Annotated in this window: 19 protein-coding genes; 13 read left to right on the top strand and 6 right to left on the bottom strand. The window is 61.8% G+C overall.

The features are described from left to right. Positions 1–17 precede the first annotated feature (17 nt). From KEC16_RS04285 to KEC16_RS04330, 10 genes are all read left to right on the top strand, one after another. On the top strand, positions 18–2597 hold the full coding sequence (locus KEC16_RS04285; RefSeq protein WP_211546436.1) for a methyl-accepting chemotaxis protein: 2580 nt from the start codon (positions 18–20) through the stop codon (positions 2595–2597). Between the two features lie 35 nt (positions 2598–2632). Continuing rightward, entirely contained in the window at positions 2633–3154 is a 522-nt protein-coding gene (locus tag KEC16_RS04290; RefSeq protein WP_211546437.1) for a GNAT family N-acetyltransferase, read from the top strand. A 95-nt stretch (positions 3155–3249) separates the two neighbouring features. Next, complete coding sequence (locus KEC16_RS04295) at positions 3250–3765, top strand: hypothetical protein (RefSeq protein WP_211546438.1); 516 nt, start codon at positions 3250–3252, stop codon at positions 3763–3765. Between the two features lie 112 nt (positions 3766–3877). After that, complete coding sequence (locus KEC16_RS04300; RefSeq protein WP_211546439.1) at positions 3878–4297, top strand: hemerythrin domain-containing protein; 420 nt, start codon at positions 3878–3880, stop codon at positions 4295–4297. A gap of 43 nt (positions 4298–4340) precedes the next feature. Further along, positions 4341–5549, top strand: a complete 1209-nt coding sequence (locus KEC16_RS04305; protein ID WP_211546440.1) for a D-alanyl-D-alanine carboxypeptidase family protein — start codon at positions 4341–4343, stop codon at positions 5547–5549. Between the two features lie 85 nt (positions 5550–5634). Continuing rightward, positions 5635–5994: a hypothetical protein gene (locus KEC16_RS04310; protein WP_211546441.1), complete on the top strand. Its 360-nt coding sequence runs from the start codon at positions 5635–5637 to the stop codon at positions 5992–5994. Between the two features lie 62 nt (positions 5995–6056). Beyond that, the gene (locus KEC16_RS04315) at positions 6057–6812 is read left to right on the top strand and encodes a substrate-binding periplasmic protein (protein ID WP_211546442.1); all 756 of its coding nucleotides are present in this window, start codon (positions 6057–6059) and stop codon (positions 6810–6812) included. 5 nt (positions 6813–6817) lie between these two features. Next, a complete protein-coding gene (locus KEC16_RS04320) occupies positions 6818–9070 on the top strand; it encodes a sensor histidine kinase (protein ID WP_211546443.1) in 2253 nt (750 codons plus the stop codon). A gap of 161 nt (positions 9071–9231) precedes the next feature. Then, positions 9232–9753: a PAS domain-containing protein gene (locus tag KEC16_RS04325; protein WP_211546444.1), complete on the top strand. Its 522-nt coding sequence runs from the start codon at positions 9232–9234 to the stop codon at positions 9751–9753. An 11-nt stretch (positions 9754–9764) separates the two neighbouring features. Then, positions 9765–11561: a methyl-accepting chemotaxis protein gene (locus tag KEC16_RS04330; RefSeq protein ID WP_211546445.1), complete on the top strand. Its 1797-nt coding sequence runs from the start codon at positions 9765–9767 to the stop codon at positions 11559–11561. A 47-nt stretch (positions 11562–11608) separates the two neighbouring features. Here KEC16_RS04330 and KEC16_RS04335 read toward each other — a convergent pair whose 3' ends face one another. After that, the gene (locus KEC16_RS04335; RefSeq protein WP_211546446.1) at positions 11609–11908 is read right to left on the bottom strand and encodes an STAS domain-containing protein; all 300 of its coding nucleotides are present in this window, start codon (positions 11906–11908) and stop codon (positions 11609–11611) included. A 158-nt stretch (positions 11909–12066) separates the two neighbouring features. On the opposite strand from KEC16_RS04335, the gene KEC16_RS04340 reads away from it, so the two are divergent. Both KEC16_RS04340 and ugpB read left to right on the top strand, forming a co-directional pair. After that, positions 12067–14001, top strand: coding sequence for an ATP-binding SpoIIE family protein phosphatase (locus KEC16_RS04340; RefSeq protein ID WP_211546447.1), 1935 nt, complete (start codon positions 12067–12069; stop codon positions 13999–14001). A 272-nt stretch (positions 14002–14273) separates the two neighbouring features. Further along, positions 14274–15605, top strand: coding sequence for a sn-glycerol-3-phosphate ABC transporter substrate-binding protein UgpB (gene ugpB, locus KEC16_RS04345; RefSeq protein ID WP_211546448.1), 1332 nt, complete (start codon positions 14274–14276; stop codon positions 15603–15605). Here ugpB and KEC16_RS04350 read toward each other — a convergent pair. From KEC16_RS04350 to KEC16_RS04370, 5 genes are read right to left on the bottom strand one after another with little or no spacing between them, the layout of a single operon-like run. Further along, complete coding sequence (locus KEC16_RS04350) at positions 15595–16362, bottom strand: alpha/beta fold hydrolase (protein ID WP_211546449.1); 768 nt, start codon at positions 16360–16362, stop codon at positions 15595–15597. The two genes, ugpB and KEC16_RS04350, sit on opposite strands and share 11 nt — an antisense overlap. Before the next feature lie 5 nt (positions 16363–16367). After that, complete coding sequence (locus tag KEC16_RS04355; RefSeq protein ID WP_211546450.1) at positions 16368–17114, bottom strand: amino acid ABC transporter ATP-binding protein; 747 nt, start codon at positions 17112–17114, stop codon at positions 16368–16370. Positions 17115–17122: 8 nt separating this feature from the next. Then, a complete protein-coding gene (locus KEC16_RS04360) occupies positions 17123–18271 on the bottom strand; it encodes an amino acid ABC transporter permease (RefSeq protein WP_211546451.1) in 1149 nt (382 codons plus the stop codon). Beyond that, complete coding sequence (locus KEC16_RS04365) at positions 18268–19449, bottom strand: amino acid ABC transporter permease (protein ID WP_211546452.1); 1182 nt, start codon at positions 19447–19449, stop codon at positions 18268–18270. The genes KEC16_RS04360 and KEC16_RS04365 overlap by 4 nt, the downstream gene beginning before the upstream one ends. Positions 19450–19465: 16 nt before the next feature. Beyond that, a complete protein-coding gene (locus KEC16_RS04370) occupies positions 19466–20488 on the bottom strand; it encodes an amino acid ABC transporter substrate-binding protein (RefSeq protein WP_211546453.1) in 1023 nt (340 codons plus the stop codon). A gap of 251 nt (positions 20489–20739) precedes the next feature. Between KEC16_RS04370 and KEC16_RS04375 the strand changes: the two genes are divergently transcribed. Next, positions 20740–21120, top strand: a complete 381-nt coding sequence (locus KEC16_RS04375; protein ID WP_211546454.1) for a DUF2946 family protein — start codon at positions 20740–20742, stop codon at positions 21118–21120. Positions 21121–21158: the final 38 nt, after the last annotated feature.

Here is a 21158-nt window from a genome sequence, read left to right on the forward strand (position 1 = left end):
ATCCTCTGGGAGGAAACATGAGCAAGCGTTTTCTTTTGCGCCACAGCATTCCCGCGGCTTTGGTGGCGGCCTGCGTCGTCACCGCCCTGTGCCTGGGCATTTTCGCCTATATCACCGCCGCCGATCGCCTGCGTATGGCGGCTCAGGAGCGGCTGACCGCGCTGGCGCAGGCACGCGCCGGCGCCGTTGACACCTTGTTGGAGGGTCTGGTCGGCGATCTGGCCCTGACCGCCAACACCCGCTCTCTTCGCGACGGGGTCATCGGCTTGGCCAATGGCTGGCGCTTGGAAGCGGCCAATGGCGACATCACCGCCACCTTGCGGCATCGCTATGTCGATACCAATCCATACGGCCCCGACACTCTGCATAAACTGGAAAAGCCGGACAGCAACAGCCTGTACGACATGGCGCATCAACGCCTCCAGGCTTGGCTCGATGATTTGCGCCAACGCCGCCAACTGGCCGACGTCTTGATTGTGTCGCCCAAGGGCGAGGTGCTGTACAGCGTCGCCAAAGCCGAGGATTTCGCCCGCCCCCTGCCCGCCGGAGCCTTGGCCGATCTGGTCGCCGCCATTGCCTCCGCCCCTCAAGGCGGACAGGTGCGAGCCAGCGATTACGCCCGCCATGGCGATACCAGCGCCGCTTTCCTGGCCGCGCCGATCCTGCTCGCCCCCAACGCCCCCACCGTTCTGGCGGTTATCGCCTTTCGCCTGCGAGCCGAGGCCTTGGACGCCACCATCGGCAACCCGCAAGGATTGGGACAAACCGGCGACGCCTATGTGTTGGGCGCCGATGGCGCCCCGCGCAGCAAGCCGCGTTTCGACCGAGCCACCGCGCCCAAGACCAACATGAGCGCCAGCGCCGAAGCCGGGCAGTCCTTGGGCCTGAACTGGCGGGTTGTTGCCGACGCCGCCATGGACGAGGTCCTGGCCCCGGTGGACGCCATGCGCAATCACATGCTGCTGGCCGGCATCGGCGTGCTGAGCTTGGTCAGCGCCATCGGCGTGCTGTTCGCCCGCGGCATCACCGGACCGTTGGCAGCCATGAGCGGAGCCATGCAACGTCTGGCCCAGGGCGACCGCGACCTGACCATTCCCGCCACCGATCGCAACGACGAAATCGGCGCCATGGCCCAGGCCATGGCCGTGTTTCGCCAAGCCCTGGCCCAGGCCGACCAGTTGCGGCACGAACAAGATCAGCAGAACCAGAAGCGGGAATTGCGCAGCCGCGATCTCGACAAGGCCATGCGCGACTTCGAAACCCAGGTCGGCACCATCGTCCACGCGGTCACCCTGGCCGCGGGAAAATTGCAGACCGACGCCCAAGCCATGTCCCGTGACGCCGAGCACACCCGCCAGCAGACCGAAAGCGGTGGGGCCGAAGCCGACCGCACCGCCGGCAGCGTCAACACGATGGCGGCGGCGGCAACCCAATTGGCGGCCTCTATCGACGAGATCGACCGCCGCATGCGCGACACCGGCCGGGTCACCGGAACCGCGGTCGAACACGCCGCCCAAGCCGGCGAGGCCATGCACAAAGTGGTGGAAAATTCGAAAGAAATCGAAGGCGTCTTGCGCACCATCGCGCTGATCGCCAATCAAACCAACCTGTTGGCCCTGAACGCCACCATCGAGGCGGCACGCGCCGGCGAAGCCGGTAAGGGCTTCGCCGTGGTGGCCGAAGAAGTCAAGCATCTGGCCCAACAAACCGCCCAGGCCACTGATGAAATATCCGGCCAAATCAACGCCATGCGGGCGGTGACCGACGGCGCCGCCAGCGCCATGGACGGCATCATCGAGGTTGTCGGCGATATCGGCCGGCTGGCCACGGAAATGACCACGGCAATCGAGGAACAGGGCAACGCCACCCGCGAAATCGCCCACGGCGCCGAACTGGCGGCACAGGCCACCCACGCCGTCAACGCCATCATCGGCAGCGTCGGCAAGGCCAGCCTGTCGACTCAGAGCACGGCGCAATCCGTGCTGGATTCATCACACCACTTGGCCCAGCAAGCCGAACATCTGCGCGGCGAGATCGAATCTTTTCTCGCCCATGTGGCCGACACCGGCTTTCATTCCGACGACGAACCGTTCATCACCCTGGCGCAGCAAAAGGCGGCCGCCATCGCCGCCGCCTTCGAGAACGCGCTCGACCACGGCCGGATCAGTCTCGATGCTTTATTCGACCAGGATTATCAGCCCGTCCCGGCGACGGCTCCGCAACAGCACCTGACCGCTTTCGTCGCCCTGACCGATCAGTTGTTGCCGCCGCATCAAGATCCGGTGCTGGATTTCGATGCTCGCGTCGCTTTTTGCACCGCCGTCGACCGCAACGGCTTTCTTCCCACCCACAACCCGGACTTTTCCCAACCGCAAAGCCAAGATCCCGATTGGAACAACGCCCATTGCCGCAACCGCCGCCTGTTTGACGACCAAACCGGACTGGACGCCGCCCGCAACACCGAACCGTTCTTGCTGCAATCTTATCGTCGCAACATGGGCGGGGGGAAATACGTGATGATGAAGGATGCCTCGGCCCCGATCATGGTGCGCGGCCGCCATTGGGGGGCCTTGCGCATTGGCTACCGCATCAGCTGATTCCAGACGGCGGTGCGGGATGCTAAAGTGGCGCCATGCTTATCCGCCCCTCCACCACCGCCGACATCGCCGCCGCCCAGGCCATCTATGCCCATCATGTGCTGACCGGCAGCGCCAGTTTCGAACTTGATCCGCCGGCGATGGAGGAAATGGCCCGTCGCCGCGCCGCCTTGACCGACAAGGGATTGCCCTGGCTGGTGGCCGAGACTGGCGGGATCGTGCGCGGCTATGCCTATGCCGGCCCCTATCGGACCCGGCCAGCCTATGACTGGACGCTGGAGGATTCCATCTACATTCATGCCGATGCCCGTGGCCAAGGCATCGGCAAGGCCTTGTTGACCCGCCTGTTGGACGAATGCACCGCCTTGGGCTATCGCCAGATGATCGCGGTCATCGGCGATTCCGCCAACACCGGCTCCATATGCCTGCATCGTTCCTGCGGCTTCAACGATGCTGGAATCCTTAAAGCGGTCGGCTGGAAATTCGGCCGCTGGATCGACAGCGTCCTGATGCAAAAACCGTTGGGCGACGGCGATACGCAGCCGATCAAAGACTGAAGCTCAGCCATGCGCACAAGCCCCTGGTAAACAAGCCCCACCGATCGCAGATTAATGATTGATCCATGGCAAATCCCAAAGCAAAGGAGGTCGCCATGCGCCCGTTCATACTTTCCCTGGCGGTTGCCGTCCTGGCCTTGACCGCCCCATTGTCGGCCCAGGCCGGCGATTATGGCCCCAAACCGAACATCGCCATGGCCGCCAAGGGCGGTTGGTGGGACGCCGACGTCAACGGCTTCAGTGGTGGTCCGGCTTATGGCCTGGAACTCTCCGCCGATGATATCTGGAGCGAAATGCCTGCCGGCAAGCTCCGCCACATGCTGTCATGGAACCATGCCGACAGCGACGGCTTGAAACTCGACAGCGCCGAATGGAACCTGCATTGGGTGTTTCAATCCAATTCCGGCGTGTGGATCGGGGCCGGCCCCGGCCTGGGCTATGTCTGGGCCGACGGCAAGGATCTGGATGACGGTATCGGTGTCCAATTCGGCGTTTCCGCCACCTATATCCAAGGGCACGCCTTGTTTGGGATCGAAAGCCGCTATCAGTGGACCGAGGCCGAAAGCGCCAACAATTGGCTGACCATGGCCAAAATCGGCTACGCCTTTTAAAACACAGTTTCAAGCTGCGGTATATAGAGCCTATCGCAGCTTGATAAAGGTCAAATACCATATTGTTTTTGTCGGGTATTAAGGCGGCATTCCCAGCACAGGAAAGACCGCCATGCGCCCGACCGAAACCTATCGCAAACACCACCAGGAACTCCGCGCCATCGCCAGCCGCATCGAAGCGGTTCTGGACGCCGCCGCCATCACCGCCGATCCCAGCGCGGCGGTCGTGGCGGTGCGTGAATTGTTCGGCAAGTTCTCCATCCATTTGGCCTTGGAAGATAACAGCCTGTACCCGCGTTGCCTGCGTCACGACGATCTTGACCTGCGCCAGATCGCCACCCGGTTTCAAACCGAAATGGGCGATTTGGGAACCCGCTTCGATTCCTACAAGCGATCCTGGCCCGGCCCCTTGGCCATTGCCCGCAATCCCCCCCAATTCGTCGCCGACACCATCACGGTGCTGGCCCTGCTCAAGACCAGGGTCGCGCGGGAGGAAAGCGAATTCTACGATATTGTCGATAAAGTCGCGTGAAAGCCTTGCATGCCGGGCGCAGGGATGATGTGATCCGCCCCCCATGCGAAAACTCATCCTTGCCCTGCCCGTCCTGCTGGCCAGCGCAGCCGCCGGCGCTGGCGAAGCGCCGCCGCCGGCCTCTATCGTCATCGACGCCGTCTCTGGCGCCATCTTGCAGCAAAGCCAAGCCGGCCAGCCCCGCCATCCGGCTTCCTTGACCAAGATGATGACGGTTTACCTTGCCTTCCAAGCCATGGCCGCCGGCAAGGCCGATGCCGCCACCCGCATCACCGTCTCGGATAAGGCGGCAAGCCAAGGCGGCTCGGTTCTTGGCTTGAAAGCCGGCTCCACCATCGGTCTGGCCGAAGCGCTGAAATCCCTGGTGGTCCGTTCCGCCAATGATTCGGCGGTGGCGGTGGCCGAGCATCTGGCCGGCAGCGAGGCGGCCTTTGCCCAGCGCATGAGCGAACAGGCCCAACGCTTGGGCATGAATGCCAGTCATTTCCTCAATGCCACCGGCCTGACCGCCCCCGGCCACCTCACCACCGCCCGCGACATGGCGGTGCTGGCCTTGGCGCTGAGGCGCGATTTCCCGCAGCGTTGGCCGCTGTTCGCCAGCACCTCCATGCACTGGGGCAAGGCCAATCTGCCCACCGTCAACGGCTTCGTCGCCTCGTATCCGGGGGCCGAGGGCCTCAAGACCGGCTTCACCTGCCCGGCCGGATATAATCTGGCCGCCGCCGCCACCCGCAACGGCCACAGCGCCATCGCGATCGTCATGGGCGCGGCGGCCAAGGGCCAGCGTCTGACCCTGACATCGGGACTGATGAACAAGGCCTTCACCGCCCCGGCCGGCGGCAATTTGTTGCAATTGGCCAATGATGATCGCAGCCCCCCGGATCTGTCGGCCCAGGTCTGTGCCGGCGGGACCATGCCCGGCGACATCGCCTCGGCCGCCCGCATGCCCCCCGGTTGGGCCATCGAAGTGGCCTTTGGTCGCGATGAAGCCGCCGTGCGCCGGAAATTGGCCCAGCGCCAGCGGGAAGTTTCCCCGGCCTTGGGCGGCGGCAAGCCGATCGTGACCATCAAACCGTTCGACGGCGTACGCTATCGCGGCCTGATCGCCGGCCTGAAAGAGGACAAGGCGATCAGCGTTTGCCTGAAATTGCGTCAGACCGACGAAAATAACTGCCTGGTTCTGCCCCCCGCCGCCGTAGCAGGAGCGGTCGAGGCGGAACGCCGCTGGCGTATGCTCTCGGCCCGCGAATAATCACTTGATGATTGCCGAAAGAACGACAAAACGCGCATAATGGCCCCGACAAGACCACTCCACCCGTCGGCAGAAGGCTAGGCACGTGGACAGACGCCACCGCAATCCGTTGGAAACACTGAGTCACCGCCTGCACATCATGGGAAATGTGCTGGGGTTTTTGTGTTGCGCCTGGATCGCCGTGGTCGGCACCACCTTGCTGGCCGAAATCAACGCCGACAATGTCGGCAACCACCGTTCCCCCGCCATGGTTGAGCGGATGAAGGAATGTGACGGCGCCTTCGCCCAGCGCTTTGCCTGCACCGACGACATCTTGTTGCGCGGCGAACGCGGCGGCGCCACCGAAGTCTTCTTACGACTGCTCGCCACCGTGATGCTGCCGGCGGTGGCGTGGTCCATGTGGCGCGCGGTGCTGGACAAGACAGATCGCCTTTGCCGACATTAATCCGTTGACCGCTCCGGCAAGGTGGTTTTCTCTGGTCTGGATTTTACTTGCGGGTCCAACCGATGATACGCGCCATCCTAAGTCTTTGCCTGATCATCGGCCTTGCCGCCCCGTCGGCACGGGCACAAGATGTCGTGATCGGCATCACCACGACGGCCCAACCCTTCATCATCACCGATCCCAGCGGCCGGCTTGACGGTTTCAATGTCGAATTGGCCAAGCTGTTGTGTCAACGCATGGCGCGGCGCTGTTCGTTGGAACCAACGACATTCCCCCTGCTCCTCGCCGGCATCGAGGAAGGCACCTTCCAGATCGGCATCGGCAACACCTTGAAAACCGCCGAACGCGAAAACAAGATGTTGTTCTCGGCCCCGATCTGGCGATCCACCAGCAGCTTCGTCGGCGCCGCCGGCATGGCGGTCGTCGATCCATCCCAGGCCCGCGCCCAACACCCTGTCTGCGTCGTGCGCAAAAGCATCCAGGAGACATTTCTGGCCGAGCAGCCCGGTCCGGCGGAAAATCTCATGGCCGTCTCGACCTTTCGCGAGCTTTTCGACCGGTTGACCGCCGGAACCTGCCGCCTGGCCCTGCTGCCCACCGTCAGCGTCCTGGAATTCCTGAGCCGCAACCAAGGCCGCGGCTTTGATTATATCGGCCCCCCCTTGCGCGATCCGCGCCTGTCGGGAACGGTCCACATCGTCGTCACCAAAGGTCGACCGGAAGTGCTGGAAGCGCTGGACGCCGCCATCAGCACCATCTTGCGCGACGGCAGCTATCGCCCGCTGATTGCCCGCTACTTCCCCTTCGACATTTTGTAAATTCCGTGACGACGACCACCGCCCAAGAACACCTGCCGTCATTACGGCGCCGTTTGGCCGCCGTGGGGCTGGCCTTGACCATTGCCGTGCTGGCGGCGCTGGTGGCCATGACGATTTCAGGCGCCAGCACCCATGCCTTGATCGAGGCCAGCCGGGAAGAAACGCTTCCGCGCATTTTGGAACGCCAGCGCGCCACCGCCAATCTGGAGCGCCTGATCCGCTTCGGCTGGGTCGCCGCCACCGCCAACGCGCCCAATGATTGGCGGCAAGCTTCGATTACCGCTCAGGCTTTGGCTTTTCATCCGTCCCTGACCTTCGATGAGGATTTGCGCAATCAGGTCATGGCGGTGCACGGGACCATCCGCCAGGTGGTGGCGCAGCGGGAACGGGCCTATGCCTTGCGCGCCCAGGCCGACGCCGCCCCCCGGATGGCGGAGTTGGACAAGATCGCCCGCGATTTGTGGATGCCCCAGGAAAGCATCCTGGTCAACCTGCAAGGAAGGCTGGCCGACGACGCCACCCGGTTGATGATCGAGCGATTCGACCGTCTTTCAGCCATTTCCGACCTGACCCGACGCTCTGGCATCGCCGTTGGGGTATTCATCTTGCTGATCTTGGCGGCGGCGGCGCTGATTATCCGCAGCAATCTGTTAATTCCGGTTTTGCGGGTGGCGCAATCCATGCGCAACACCCTTGACGGCGCCACTCAAGCCCAGCCCTTGCCTCATCCGGCCACCGCCGAGATGGCGGTCATGCAAGACGCGGCGATGCAATTGCGCGATGCCCTGCACCGGGCCAGCCTGCGTGAATTCGCCCTAAGCGCCAGCGAACAGCGTCTCAGTTCGATCTTTGCCACCTCGGAAGCGGCGATCGTCTTGTCCGATTCGCTGGGCCAGGTGATGCAGGCCAATGATGCCTTCCTGCGCCTGATCGGCGCCGACGAGGCCTTGGACCTCCACATGCGGACCTTGACCCATGCCGACGACCGCCTGCGTGAAAGTCTGCTGCAAGAGCCCATGATAAATGGGCAGGTCAATCGCTATCGCTTGGACAAACGCTTTGTCCGCCACGATGGCAGCTGCATCTGGGTCGACGCGTCGGTGCGCGCGATCCGCAACGGCAATAACCCGCCACACCAATTCGTCACCGTGGCCATCGACATCTCCGAACGCGTCCGGGCAGAGCAGGATTTGCGCTTCATTCGCGCCCTGGTCGATCAAAGCGCCGACCCGATCTATTGCATGGACCCGCATGACGGTGGCCGCATGGTTTGGGTCAACGCCGCCACCTGCCGCCATTTCGGCAAATCAGCGGCCGAGCTGATGGCCATGCGCATCCCCGATTGGGACCCCAATTTCAACTCAATAACGGCCGAAACTCTGTGGAATACGCCAGAGCTTCACAACACCCGCATTCTCGAAACCACGCACCGCGCCGCCGGCGGCGACATTATTGCGGTGGAAGTCTCGGCCTCGTGGCTGGAACATGACGGCCGCAGCTACATCGCCGGCTATATTCGTGATATCCGCGACCGTAACCGCATGCTGGCGGCGGTGCGCCGCTCGAACGAGGATTTGCAGCAATTCGCCTATGTCGCCTCGCATGACCTGCAAGAGCCCTTGCGCATGGTCGCCAGCTTCCTGCAATTGCTGGAACGCCGCTATGGCGAACGGCTGGACGCGGCGGGACGCGAATACATCCAATTCGCCGTCGATGGCGCCATCCGCATGAAACAGCTGATCGAGGATCTGCTGGCCTATTCCCGGATCGATTCCCGCGGCATGCAGCCCAAATCCGTTGATTTGACCAAGATCATCCAAGCCGCCTGCGACAATCTGGTTTCGGCCTTTGCCGATAGCGGTGGCCGGATCAGCTATCCCCCAGACCTGCCGCACATCATGGGCGACGAAACCCAGCTGGTGCGTCTGCTGCAAAACCTGATCGGCAATGCCCTGAAATACCGCGCGGCCGACCGCTTCCCCGAAATCACCGTATCGGCCCATCGTCAGGCGGACACCTGGATCATTTCAATACAAGACAACGGAATCGGCATCTCGCCCGAGTATCACGACAGAATTTTCATGATCTTCCAACGTCTGCACGGAATCGGCGCATACGAAGGAACGGGGATCGGCCTTGCCATATGCAAACGAATTGTCGAGCGCCATGGTGGGGAAATATGGGTCCAATCCCAAGAAAACACGGGATCGACCTTCAATTTTACCGTTTCAGCCGTAGATACCGAACCCCATCAATAGTACCGATGACTTCCTTCTAATCACGACTCAAATGGGCAAGAATGCCCACCTATTTGCAAACCGTTTACAATACCGATGCCCTTGTCTTCTCTTAAAGTGATGACAGTCCCGCGTGGTGACGGTATCTTCCGGCCAATCGCCAGACCATCGGGGCATGACTAATGGATCGTATTGTCACCGGAACCGAACGTACCTTTCCGACAGACGAAATCATCGTCAGCAAGACCGATACGACCGGGCGGATCATCTATGCCAACGATGTGTTTATCGACATCAGCGGCTATCGCCCGGAAGAAGTGCTGGGACAGCCACACAGCATGATCCGTCACCCCGACATGCCGCGTGCCGTGTTCAAGCTTTTGTGGGACCGCATCAGTCAAGGACACGAAGTCTTTGCCTATGTGGTCAACCGCAGCAAGAACGGCGATCATTATTGGGTTCTGGCCCACGTCACCCCCAGCGTCGATGCCGAAGGCAAGATCATCGGCTACCATTCCTGCCGCCGCGCGCCCAAGCGGAGCGCGGTTGACACCATCAGCGCCTTGTATGCCCGCCTGCGTCAGGTCGAAAGCACGGATGATCGCAAGGCCGGCCTGGAAAAATCATCAGCCATGCTGCTGGAGGCGGTGACGGCGCTGGGCTTTTCCAGCTACGACCGCTTCGTGTTGAGCCTGGGCCGTTAGGAGCATCCGCCATGAACGTCAAAACATCGATCCGCAAGCAGGCGCGTGTGGTCACCGGCGGCTTCCTGGCCGTGGTTGCCCTGCTGGCCCTGTTCAGCTTCGGCGGCATCTTGCAAAGCCTGCAACAGGCCAATTCCCAAGATCAGGTGCTTGACCGTTTTCACACCCTGATGTCGCCCCTGGCTTTGACCACCCGGCAGATACAAATGGACATCATCCAGGTCCAGCAATATCTGAGCGACGTTTCCGCCACCCGAGGCGAAAACGGTCTGGATGACGGTTTCGACAATGCCGCCCGCTATCGCGCATCCTTCCTTAAGGACCTGCAACAAGCCCGCGATCTGGGGCGGCAATTGCAAGCCGAGGCGCTGCTCAAATCCTTAGATGCCGTTGACGCCGCCTTCCCGCCCTATTACGACACCGGGATACGCATGGCCAATGCCTATGTGGCGGAAGGAACCCGTGCCGGGAACCGCCACATGGAAGAATTCGACCAGCAGGCCCGCAACTTGACTCAGTCGCTGGAAAGCCTGATCGATAGTGCCGACACGTTGATGGCCGCCGACCGCGCCGCCGCCGCCGCCGCCACTGCCGCCGGCCGAACCCGAGCTTGGGTGATCAGTGCGATTCTGGTCATTGTCGCCACCTTGGGGCTGACTTTGTCCGTCTTCCTGGGCCGCCACATCAACAAGGTCGCCGTCCTCTTGCAAGAAGCCGGCGAAGTGATGAACAAGGCCGCCAAGGGCGACCTGAATGCCCGTATGATCCGCATCGGCCGCGACGATGAAATCGGCCAATTGTTGGTATCCACGAACCGGGTGCTGGACCTGACCGAGACCTTTGCCAAGGAAATCGGCGCGGCCATGGCGGCGGCTCAACGCAAGGAATATTTCCGCTACATCCCCGAGGAAGGGCTGCGCGGCGACTTCCTGCGCTTTGTCCGTTCCATCAACGTCATCTTGGCTTCCATGGAAAGCCGCGACGCCAAAACCATTGAATTCGAGATGACCGTCAAGGGCATGGTCGATAATGTGGCGACTTCAACCCGAGGCATCAGCGACACCGCCAACATGATGGCCCAACGCTCGGAAGCCACCGGCGGCCGTTCGCTTGATGTCGGCGAGGCAGCCCAGGCCACCACCGCGCGGGCGGAAATCGTGTCGGAAGCCACCCGCCAACTGGTTTCCTCGATCAACGAAATTGCCAGTCAAGCGACACAATCAAGCGCGGTCGCCCGCCAGGCGACCACCCAGATCAGCGCCACCTCCGCCCGCATGGATGAACTGGCTCAGGCCATTTCCCAGATCGGCCAAGTGGTCGGCTTGATCAACACGATTGCCGGTCAGACCAATCTTTTGGCACTGAACGCCACCATCGAGGCGGCACGCGCCGGAGAGGCCGGGCGCGGCTTCGCCGTGGTCGCCAACGAAGTCAAAAAGCTGGCCAATCAAACCGCCACCGCCACCGGCACCATCACCGACCAGGTGGAATCGGTGCAATCGGCAGCCCGCGAAGCCATCGACGCCATCGCCGACATCGTTCACACCATCGAAAGCATCGAAGGCATCGCCGCCGCCATTGCCGGTGCCGTGCAGCAACAAGAAGCGTCGACGCAAGAGATTTCACGCAATATCGAAGGGGTGGTGCAAGAAGCCGAACACGTGTCGCTTTCGGTGTCGCAGCTGTCGCAATCCTCGGCCCATTCCTGTGCCGGGACCGTGCGCGTGATCTGGAGCGCCCGCAAGCTGGCCTCGGTGGTCAATTCCATGCATGGGCAGGTGACCAGCTATATTCAGTCAGTGAGCTAACAAAGACGGAACCGGCCACCGGAACCGGCGGCCGGGACAGGTGTTGGTCAGCGTTCGATCTGGAACATCTTGGCGGCGTCGGTCAGCTCCAACAGGCGGGCGACATACCCTTGCGGATTGCGCAACACGACCGGAACGCCTTCCAAATCTTCGCTGGCAATATACAAAAGACCAAGACCGACAGAATCAATAGTGGAAAGAGCGCTCAGGTCAAATATAAGCTTCGACGGCGGAGCAGACTTAAGCCCATCCAGCAATTTCTCAAAGGTATCATTAGCGGAAAAATCAAGCTGCCCTTCAAGGGTGACCAGGGCGGTGCTTCCGTCATTCTGAACCTTGTACTGCATTACTCTCACCCTTACTTCGCGCGACCTTGAAGGGAACACCATTCTGGCCTATGCTTTCAGCAGCATATGGCCCGGATGGTGACAGGACCGCCCGGCCCGAACAAGTCTTTTGTCATGTCTTTCCCAAACCTTCCTCGCCGCCCCATCGGAGTGCCGCAATGGCCCAACCCGAGACTTCATTGACCGCCACCGTCACGCCCCAAGATTGGTCCTGGGCCACGGTCATGGTCGTCGATGACGAGGAAATCAATCGTGACTTGCTGGCCGCGATCGCCCGCCGCAACGGCATCGGCACCATCGTTGAGGCCCGTGATGGTCTGGATTGCCTGCGCAAACTGGAAACGGTGCATCCCGATCTGATCATCCTTGATATCGTCATGCCTAATCTGGATGGTTTCGCCACCTGTGCCCGCATTCGCGCCATCCCCGCCTGGGTTGACATCCCCATCTTGGTACAAACGGCGCTGACCACCCCCCAAGACGTGCTGGCCTGTTTCGAAGCCGGGGCCTCGGACGTGGTGGCCAAGCCGATCCGGCCGGCGGAATTGTCGGCGCGCTTGCGCGTGCATCTGGAAAACCGCCGCATGGTCCGCACCCTGCGCGACACCAACCAGCGGATACACAAGGAAATGCAGGGCGCGCGCGAAATGCAGCGCACCTTGTTCCCGGCACCGGCGCTGCTTGAGCAACTGCGCGGCAACCATGGCTTGGCCATCGAGGGTCGGGTCGAGCCCTTGGACGGCGTCGGCGGCGATATCTGGACCGTCCACTCCCTCAGCGACACCTTGGTCGCGGTGATGATGGCCGATTTTTCCGGCCACGGCCTGATGCCGGCGCTCAACACCTTTTGGCTCCACGCCTTCATCAGCAAGCAAAGCACCGCCATGCGTGAACCGGCGGATTTCCTGAAGCTCCTCAACGGGGCCTTGCGCAGCAATTTGATGCGGGGGCATTTCGCCACCTTGTTCTTCGGCCTGATTGACCTGGAACGCGATGAATTGCGTTGGTCTGGTGCCGGCGCCCCCAAGCCGGTCCTGGTGCTGAACGGCGACTTTCACCAATTGGACACCACCGGCTTACCGCTCGGACTGACCGAGCGCGCCAGCTATACCAATCATTCCATAGCCTTCCCACCCGGCGCCAAGCTGCTGCTGTTCAGCGACGGTCTGACCGACATCGCAACCGATGACGGCACCCGCCTGGAATCCCATGGCTTACTCGAGCGCTTGCAGCCCCTTTTGACGCGCTTTCCCGATGCCGACCTCAACAGCATTCTGGATGCGGTGGTGCCGCCGGGACGGGCACAGCTGAGTGACGACACCACCGCCGTGTGGATTCGTCGCCAGCACCAGCACAGCAGCGCCCGCCCCGACCAACGCCACCTCACTCTGGTCGGGGTGGATTTCGCCGCTCTGACCTCTTGGATCGCCTGGCTGGCATTGCCGACACGTCAGCAGCCCCTTCCCGATCAATCCCAGCGCCCGATTCACTTGATCGCCAGTGGCGACGATGCCGCGCTGACCGCAGCCTTTGGCAGCAGCTTTGCCGCCATTATTGAAGTCGTCACGTCGCAATTGAATCAAACTCCAGCGGAAGAATTGGCGTTGCCGCCGGTCGATCATCACCTGCTGGTTTCGATGACGACCAGCACCGCCTATCGCCTGCCCCTCGCCATGCTGTTTTGCGATTCCCTGCTTGCCCGCGGCATGATCGGCGAGGCCGCCAAGGGCAACATCTTGCTGGCCCTGCAAGAAGCCATCGCCAATGGTGTGGTCCACGGCAATTTGGAGTTGCACTCCCCCCGCCGCGCCTTCGAGAACATGCGCGCCTATTGGGCGGAAATACGCCGCCGGCTGGCCGACCCGATCAAGGCCGAACGCCGCATCACCCTTGATGCCCGCCTGCGCGATAACACGGTCCTGGTCACCATCACCGACCAGGGCCGCGGCTATAACCCCGACACCGTCCAGATCCGCGATGCTTCCCGTCCGCACGGCAAGGGGCTAAAGCTGATCGGCCAATTGGCCCTGGCGCGCGAGATTGCCCGTGGCGGCCGCCAGCACACCCTGACCTTCACCCGCGAGATTGATTAGCCGTCGGAGCTGTCGCCGCCGCCGATGCCGCATCAGTTGCGAATCCACCTTAGAATTGTTATTGACTAGCCGCGCCGAATAGCTTAGCGTTCTGGTCAGATGTTGGCCTCTCCGAGGTCAGCCTCCCTCTCTAAGACAACTCCTCCGCCGCCCGCCTCCCCCCCTTGGCGGGCGGCTTTTTGTCTGCCCCCCTGAAACACAAATGTAACCATTGGTCGATTTGCCTTCCCCCAGTAACTCTGCTATGCAAGACGTGGGGTGGAGGAGACTTGATGAATCCATTTGTCCGCATTGGTTGCATCCTCACCTGTTGCGCGGCTCTCCTGACCGCCGGCGACGAGGCCAAGGCCAAGACCGATCTCGTCTTGTGGCATTCCATGCCCGGCACCCTGGCGGCGTGGATCGACGATCTGGCCCAGGGGTTCAACAGCCAAAACTCGCAATACCGCGTCGTGCCCCAATACAAGGGCAGCTACGATTTCAGCATGCAGGAAGCCCTTGCCGCCCATGCCAGCGGCAAGGCTCCGCACATGGTGCAGGTCTTCGAAGTCGGGACCGCCACCATGATGGCGGCACGCGACGTTATCCGCCCGGTCCACGAGGTGATGACCCAAGCCGGCATTGATTTTATGGACAATGCCTATTTGCCGGCGGTGACATTGTATTATTCCAGCCTGGACGGGAAATTGCTGTCCTTGCCATTGAACAGCTCGACCCCGGTGCTGGTGGTCAATCGCAAGGCGCTGGCCCAGGCCGGACTTGATCCCAAGCAATTGCCGACCACTTGGCCCGAGGTGGAAACCGCCGCCCGTTCCCTGCTCAAGGCCGGCTATGCCTGTGGCTTCACCAGCCAGTGGCAATCGTGGATCTTGCTGGAAAATATGTCGGCCTGGCATGACGTCCCGTTCGCCAGCAAACAGAACGGCATCGGCGGCATCGATATCGAACTGAAATTCAATTCGCCATTCCATGTCCGCCACATCGACCGTCTGGCCGGCTGGGTCAAGGACAAGGTGTTTGTCCCCGACAGCCACCGCGACGAAGCCCTGACCAAGTTCCTTGATGGCACCTGCCCCATGCTGTTGGCCACCTCCGCCGCGTATGGCGAGCTCAAGGCGGCGCAAAACCTGGATTTTGGCATCGGCATGCTGCCCTATTGGCCGGAAATCCAATGGGCGCCGCGCAATTCCATCATCGGCGGCGCCACCCTTTGGGTGATGAACGGCCACCCGCCCACCGATTACATCGGCATCGCCCAGTTCTTCCAGTATCTCTCGACGCCCGAGGTTCAGGCGGCGTCGCATCAGCGCACCGGCTATCTACCCATCACCCGCGCCGCTTATTCGCTGTCGCGGCGGCAGGGCTTTTATGAAAGCAATCCGGAAACCGAAACGGCGATCAAGCAGATCACCTTGCACTGGCCAACGGAAAATTCCCGTGGCGTGCGCTTGGGCAATTTCATCGCCATTCGCAGCATCATCGACACCCAGCTTGACGCCATCTGGGCCGGCACGGTCAGCGCCCAACAAGGGCTGGACGAAGCCGTGCGCCAAGGCAACGCCTTACTGAAAAGCTTCGCCCACGACAGCACCGTCAAGCGCTGAGAAAAGCACCGACGATTTCGCTGAATTCGGCCGGCTTATCGGCGTGGAGCCAATGTCCGGCCCCCTCCACCGCCCGCCATTGCGCCTGGGGGAACAAGGCGGCGATGATGTCTTCATGGCTGGGCAGCACGTAATCGGATGCGGCGCCATGCAGGAACAGCGCCGGACCGTCATAGCAAACGCCGTCGGCCAGATGGGGAAAGCCCAAGATATCGTCCATGGCCGCGCCCAGCACCGCCAGATTGGGCCGCCAGCGATATGATCCGGGCTGGCCATCCAGATTTTGCATCAGAAAGGCGCGCACCCGGGGATCGTCGATCACCCCATGCATGGCCAGTTCCACGTCACCGCGCCGTTGCGCCGTGCTGATCGGGGCGGCGCGCATGGCCTTGATATAGGGGGCGAAGGTGTGGGTATAACTGACGGGGGCAATGTCGACCACCACCAGTTTCTCCACCATCTCGGGATGGGTCAACGCCAGCATCATCGCCGCCTTGCCGCCCATGGAATGGCCGACCACCGCCGCCCGACCGCCGCAATGGGCCTTGATGAAATCGGCGACTTGGCGGGCCATGAACGGGTAATCCATGCATTCCGACCACGGCGAAGCGCCGTGATTGGGCATGTCCAGCGCCATCACCTTGTGAGTTTCACCCAACTTGGCGGCGATGCCGCCCCAGTTCCGGGCCGACCCCAGCAATCCATGCAAAATGACCAGCGGCTTGCCGCAACCGGCTTCGACGACGTTAAGGTTCATAGCGGTCAATGCCCGATGATTTGGCCCAGGAATTGGCGGGTTCGCTCGCTTTTCGGATCGGAAAAGAACTGTTCCGGCGGCGAGGTTTCAATCACCCGCCCCTCGGCCATGAACACCATGGTGTCGGCGACGGCGCGGGCAAAGCCCATTTCGTGGGTGACGCAAATCATGGTCATGCCTTCACCCGCCAATTCGATCATCACGTCCAAAACCTCCTTGACCATTTCCGGGTCAAGGGCGCTGGTCGGTTCGTCGAACAACATGATCGACGGCTTCATGGCCAAGGCGCGGGCGATGGCCACACGCTGTTGCTGGCCGCCCGACAACTGACCGGGAAATTTTTTCGCCTGATCGGGAATGCGCACGCGCTGAAGCAATTGCATGGCCAGATCCTCGGCCTCGGCCTTGGGCACATGCTTGACCCACAAGGGGGCCAAGGTCAGATTTTCCAACACCGTCAAATGCGGAAACAGATTAAAGCTTTGAAAGACCATGCCGACATCCTTGCGGATGGCTTCGATGGCTTTCAGATCATCGGCCAGTTCGATGCCGTTGACGATGATACGGCCGCCCTGGTGTTCCTCCAGCCGGTTGACGCAGCGGATCATGGTTGATTTGCCCGAGCCCGACGGCCCGCACACCACCACCTTTTCGCCTTTGCGCACGGACAAGGACACATCCTTGAGCACATGGAAGGCGCCATACCATTTCTGCACATCGATCAATTCGACTACGGGCGCGTCGTCGGTCATGCGGACTCCTATCGACGGGTGCCGGTGGCGAGCTCGCGCTCCAACCACTGGCTATAACGGGACATGCTGAAACAAAAGACCCAATAGACCAAGGCGGCGGCGATGTAACCCTCGACGAAAAAGGGGCGCCAGTCAGGATCGGCCAGGGATGCCTTGGTCGCCGCCAGCAGATCGTACAGACCGACGATGGTCACCAGCGAGGTGTCCTTGAAGCAGGAAATGAATTGATTGACGATGGGCGGAATCACCAGCCGCAATGCCTGCGGCAACACGATCAGCCGCATCTTGCGCCAATAAGGCAGGCCCAGGGCATCGGCCGCTTCCTCTTGGCCGCGCGGAATGGCCTGAAGCCCCCCGCGCACCGCCTCGGCCAGATACGCGGCCGTAAACAAGGTCATGCCGACCAAGGCGCGCAACAGCTTGTCGATGGTCACGCCTTCGGGCAGGAACAGCGGAAACATGACCGAGGCCATGAACAGCACGCTGACCAGCGGCACGCCGCGCACCAATTCGATATAGCCGGTGCAGACGGCGCGGATGGCCGGCAGGTTGGAACGCCGCCCCAAGGCCAGAACGATAGAGAGCGGAAAGGCCAGCACGATCCCCAGCAGGGCCAAGCCCAGGGTCAAGGGCAGACCGCCCCATTGCGGCGTTTCCACATAGCGCAGGCCAAGAATACCGCCCCACATCAACCACGCCACCACCAACACCACGCCCAGCCAGGCATAAGCCAGGGCTGGCACCCAAAAGCGGCGCAGCGCACTGGTCGCCAGCATGGCGATGACCAGGGCGGTGGCCAAGGCCGGGCGCCAATGCTGGTCATAGGGATAAACGCCGAACAGCATCAGCCGGTTCTTTTCCCCCATCAGCGCCCAACAGGCGCCGGTGCCGTCGCGGCAAGCGGCGGCGGTGCCGTCGGCGGAAAACCATGTGGCGTTAAACACCCCCCATGACAGCAAGGGCGGCACCACCTCCCACAGCAGCAACACGGCCAGCAAGGTCATGATGGCGTTGGGCACGCTGTCGAACAGATTGCTTTTGGCCCAGTTCAGCGGCTTCCACACCACCGCCGAAGGCGCGGCCAGCACCGCCGAGGACGGTTCCTCGACATCGGCGGCGGCGGTGGCGTTGTGGATATCGTCTTGCGGTCTGATCATCGGCTCACCAATGCCACCTTGGTGTTGTACCAGTTCATCAACAACGACAGCGCCAACGAGATGACCAGGAACACGCCCATGGTCACGGCAACGCCTTCCACCGCCTGTCCGGTCTGGTTGATGGCGGTATTGGCGACGCTGACCAGATCGGGATAGCCGATGGCCACCGCCAGGGATGAATTCTTCAGCAGATTGAGATACTGGCTGGTCAGGGGCGGCACGATCACCCGCAACGCCTGCGGCAGCACCACCAGACGCAGGGTCTTGGCCCGCGACAGGCCCAAGGACAGCGCCGCCTCGGTTTGGCCGTGCGGCACGGCGAGAATGCCCGAGCGCACGATCTCGGCGATAAAGCTGGCGGTATAGACGGTCAGGCCGGCCAGCAAAGCGGCGAATTCCGGCGACAGATCGACACCACCTTGGAAATTGAAGCCGCGCAGTTCCGGCACGCTCCATACCAGCGGCGCGCCAAACAAGGCGAAAGCCACAAGCGGCAAGCCAATCACCCCGGCAAGCCCGCTGAGAATCCAGGGAAACGGCCGCCCGGTGCGGTACAGCCGGTTAATGGCCCACCGGCGCAAAAAGACCATGCCGATCACGGCGATGACCAGCATGGCCACGACCGAACCATAGGATGAATGCCATTCCGGCACCGGCATCTTCAGGCCGCGATTGGACAAGAAGACACCTAAACCGACATCAATGGCCTGACGCGGCACCGGCAACGAGGTGACCAAGCCGTACCAGACGAACAATTGCAGCAGCAGCGGGACGTTGCGCACGCCCTCGACATAAAGGGTGGCCAAACGGGCGATCAGCCAGTTGCGCGACAGCCGGGAAATCCCGACCACCAGCCCGACCACCGAGGCCAGGGCGATGCCCAAAACCGCGACTTTCAGCGTATTGAAGACGCCGACCACCAAAGCCCGCAAATAGGTGTCGGCAGAGGAATAAGCGATCACCCCTTCGCCGATATCGAAACCGGCCTCCTGGCCCATGAAGCCGAAACCGGTGGCGATACCGCGCGCCGCCAGATTGGCCAGGGTGTTTTGCACCAGATACCAGCCCAGCGCCAACACCCCGGCAACCACCAGCACCTGATAGACGATGCCGCGGAAGCGAGCGCTGTAAACCAGCGCTCGCAGGGTTTTCGGCCGTGTCGTCCGCAGCCCGCCCATGGGGAACGACCCGTTCTTACTTGAACGGCGGCGCGTACATCAGACCGCCCTGATTATAAAGGGCGTTCTGGCCACGGGCGATCTTCAGCTTCGAGCCCATGCCGACATTGCGTTCAAAGCTTTCACCGTAATTGCCGACCTGCTTGATAATGGTCTTGGCCCAAGCCTCATCCAGGCCCAAGGCCTTGCCGTTGCCGGCGGTCACGCCCAACAGGCGCTTGACCTCGGGATCGGCGGAGGTTGCGGCCATCTGATCGACATTGGCCATGCTGACGCCCTTTTCCTCGGCCGCGATCATGGCGAAGATGGACCACCGCACAACGTCGAGCCATTGGTCGTCGCCATGACGCACGGCGGGAGCCAGCGGCTCTTTCGAGACGAGTTCCGGCAAGATGGTGTAATCGGCCGGATTGGGGGCTTCGTTGGCCCGCACCGCGGCCAATTGCGACGCATCCGAGCTGAACGAGTCACAGCGGCCCGAGAAAAAGGCCGAGGTCAGTTCTTCGTTCTTTTCGATCACCACCGGCTTGAAGGTCATCTTGTTGGCGCGGAACCAATCGGCAAGATTTTGTTCGGTGGTGGTGCCCGGCAACACGCAGATGGTGGCGCCGTTCAGTTCCTTGGCCGATTTGACCCCCAGCTTGGTGGGAACCATGAAGCCCTGGCCGTCGTAATAATTGGTGACGGTAAAGTTCAGGCCGTTGGCGGTGTCGCGCGACAGCGTATGCGTGGTGTTGCGGGCCAGCATGTCGATTTCGCCCGATTGCAGGGCCGGCAGGCGTTGCTGCGCCGACAGCGGCGTGTACTTCACCTTGGTGGAATCACCGAAAACGGCGGCGGCGACGGCGCGGCAGACATCGACGTCAAGACCGCTCCAATTGCCTTTTTCGTCGGGGGCGGAGAAACCATAAAGGCCCAGATTAACGCCGCATTGGACGAAACCCTTGGCCTTGACCGCATCCAATGTCGATCCGGCAAAAGCCGGGCTCGAGCCTACGATTACGGCAGCGATCGTGGCGAGTGTCTTCAACGCTTTCATCGGTTCTCCCCCATATGACTGTTGGAATGATCAGGCTATGCTGGAAATCGGCCGAGGTCTAGCTGGTATCACCAGGGCAAAACAACTTTTGCCATATCTGGGAAGCTATTCCCCCCATTTCCAGAGTCATTTCAGCATTTGATCGACGTCACGGAATTGACTTGGCGATCCGGCCATCGTTATGGTCCACCAACACCTGAACAAGGTATGCAATCCGCATCATGGCAATGCACCGCCGGGGATTTCTAAAGTTGTTTCGCACCGACGGCTCGACCGTGCGGGCGTTGCTGCTTGCCCTGGCCGTGCAAATCCTGCTGCCGTTGCTCGGCGTGCTGCCGGCCCAGGCCGCCCCCTCCGCCGATACCATGGTCATCTGCACCGCCCATGGCATGGTCACCTTGGTCGCTGACGGCCAGGGCGGCTGGGAACAAACGCAACAATCCGCCGAAACCGGCATTTCCTGCTCCTTCTGCCTGCCCCTGCTGGCGGTGGCGACGGCGCCCTCGGTCGCCCCCGGCATACTGTTGCCGGTTGTCACCACCCTTGCGTCGCCACGCTATCGCGACGAAGCCGCCCCACGTCCGGTCCTTACCCTGTCGGCGCGGCCTCGCGGCCCGCCAATCCTGGTCTAGCCCCCTTTCCTTTCCTTTTTTTTCGGCTAGACGAGGTT

It is taken from the genome of Magnetospirillum sulfuroxidans, from assembly GCF_018224925.1.
Classification (GTDB): Bacteria; Pseudomonadota; Alphaproteobacteria; order Rhodospirillales; family Magnetospirillaceae; genus Magnetospirillum; species Magnetospirillum sulfuroxidans.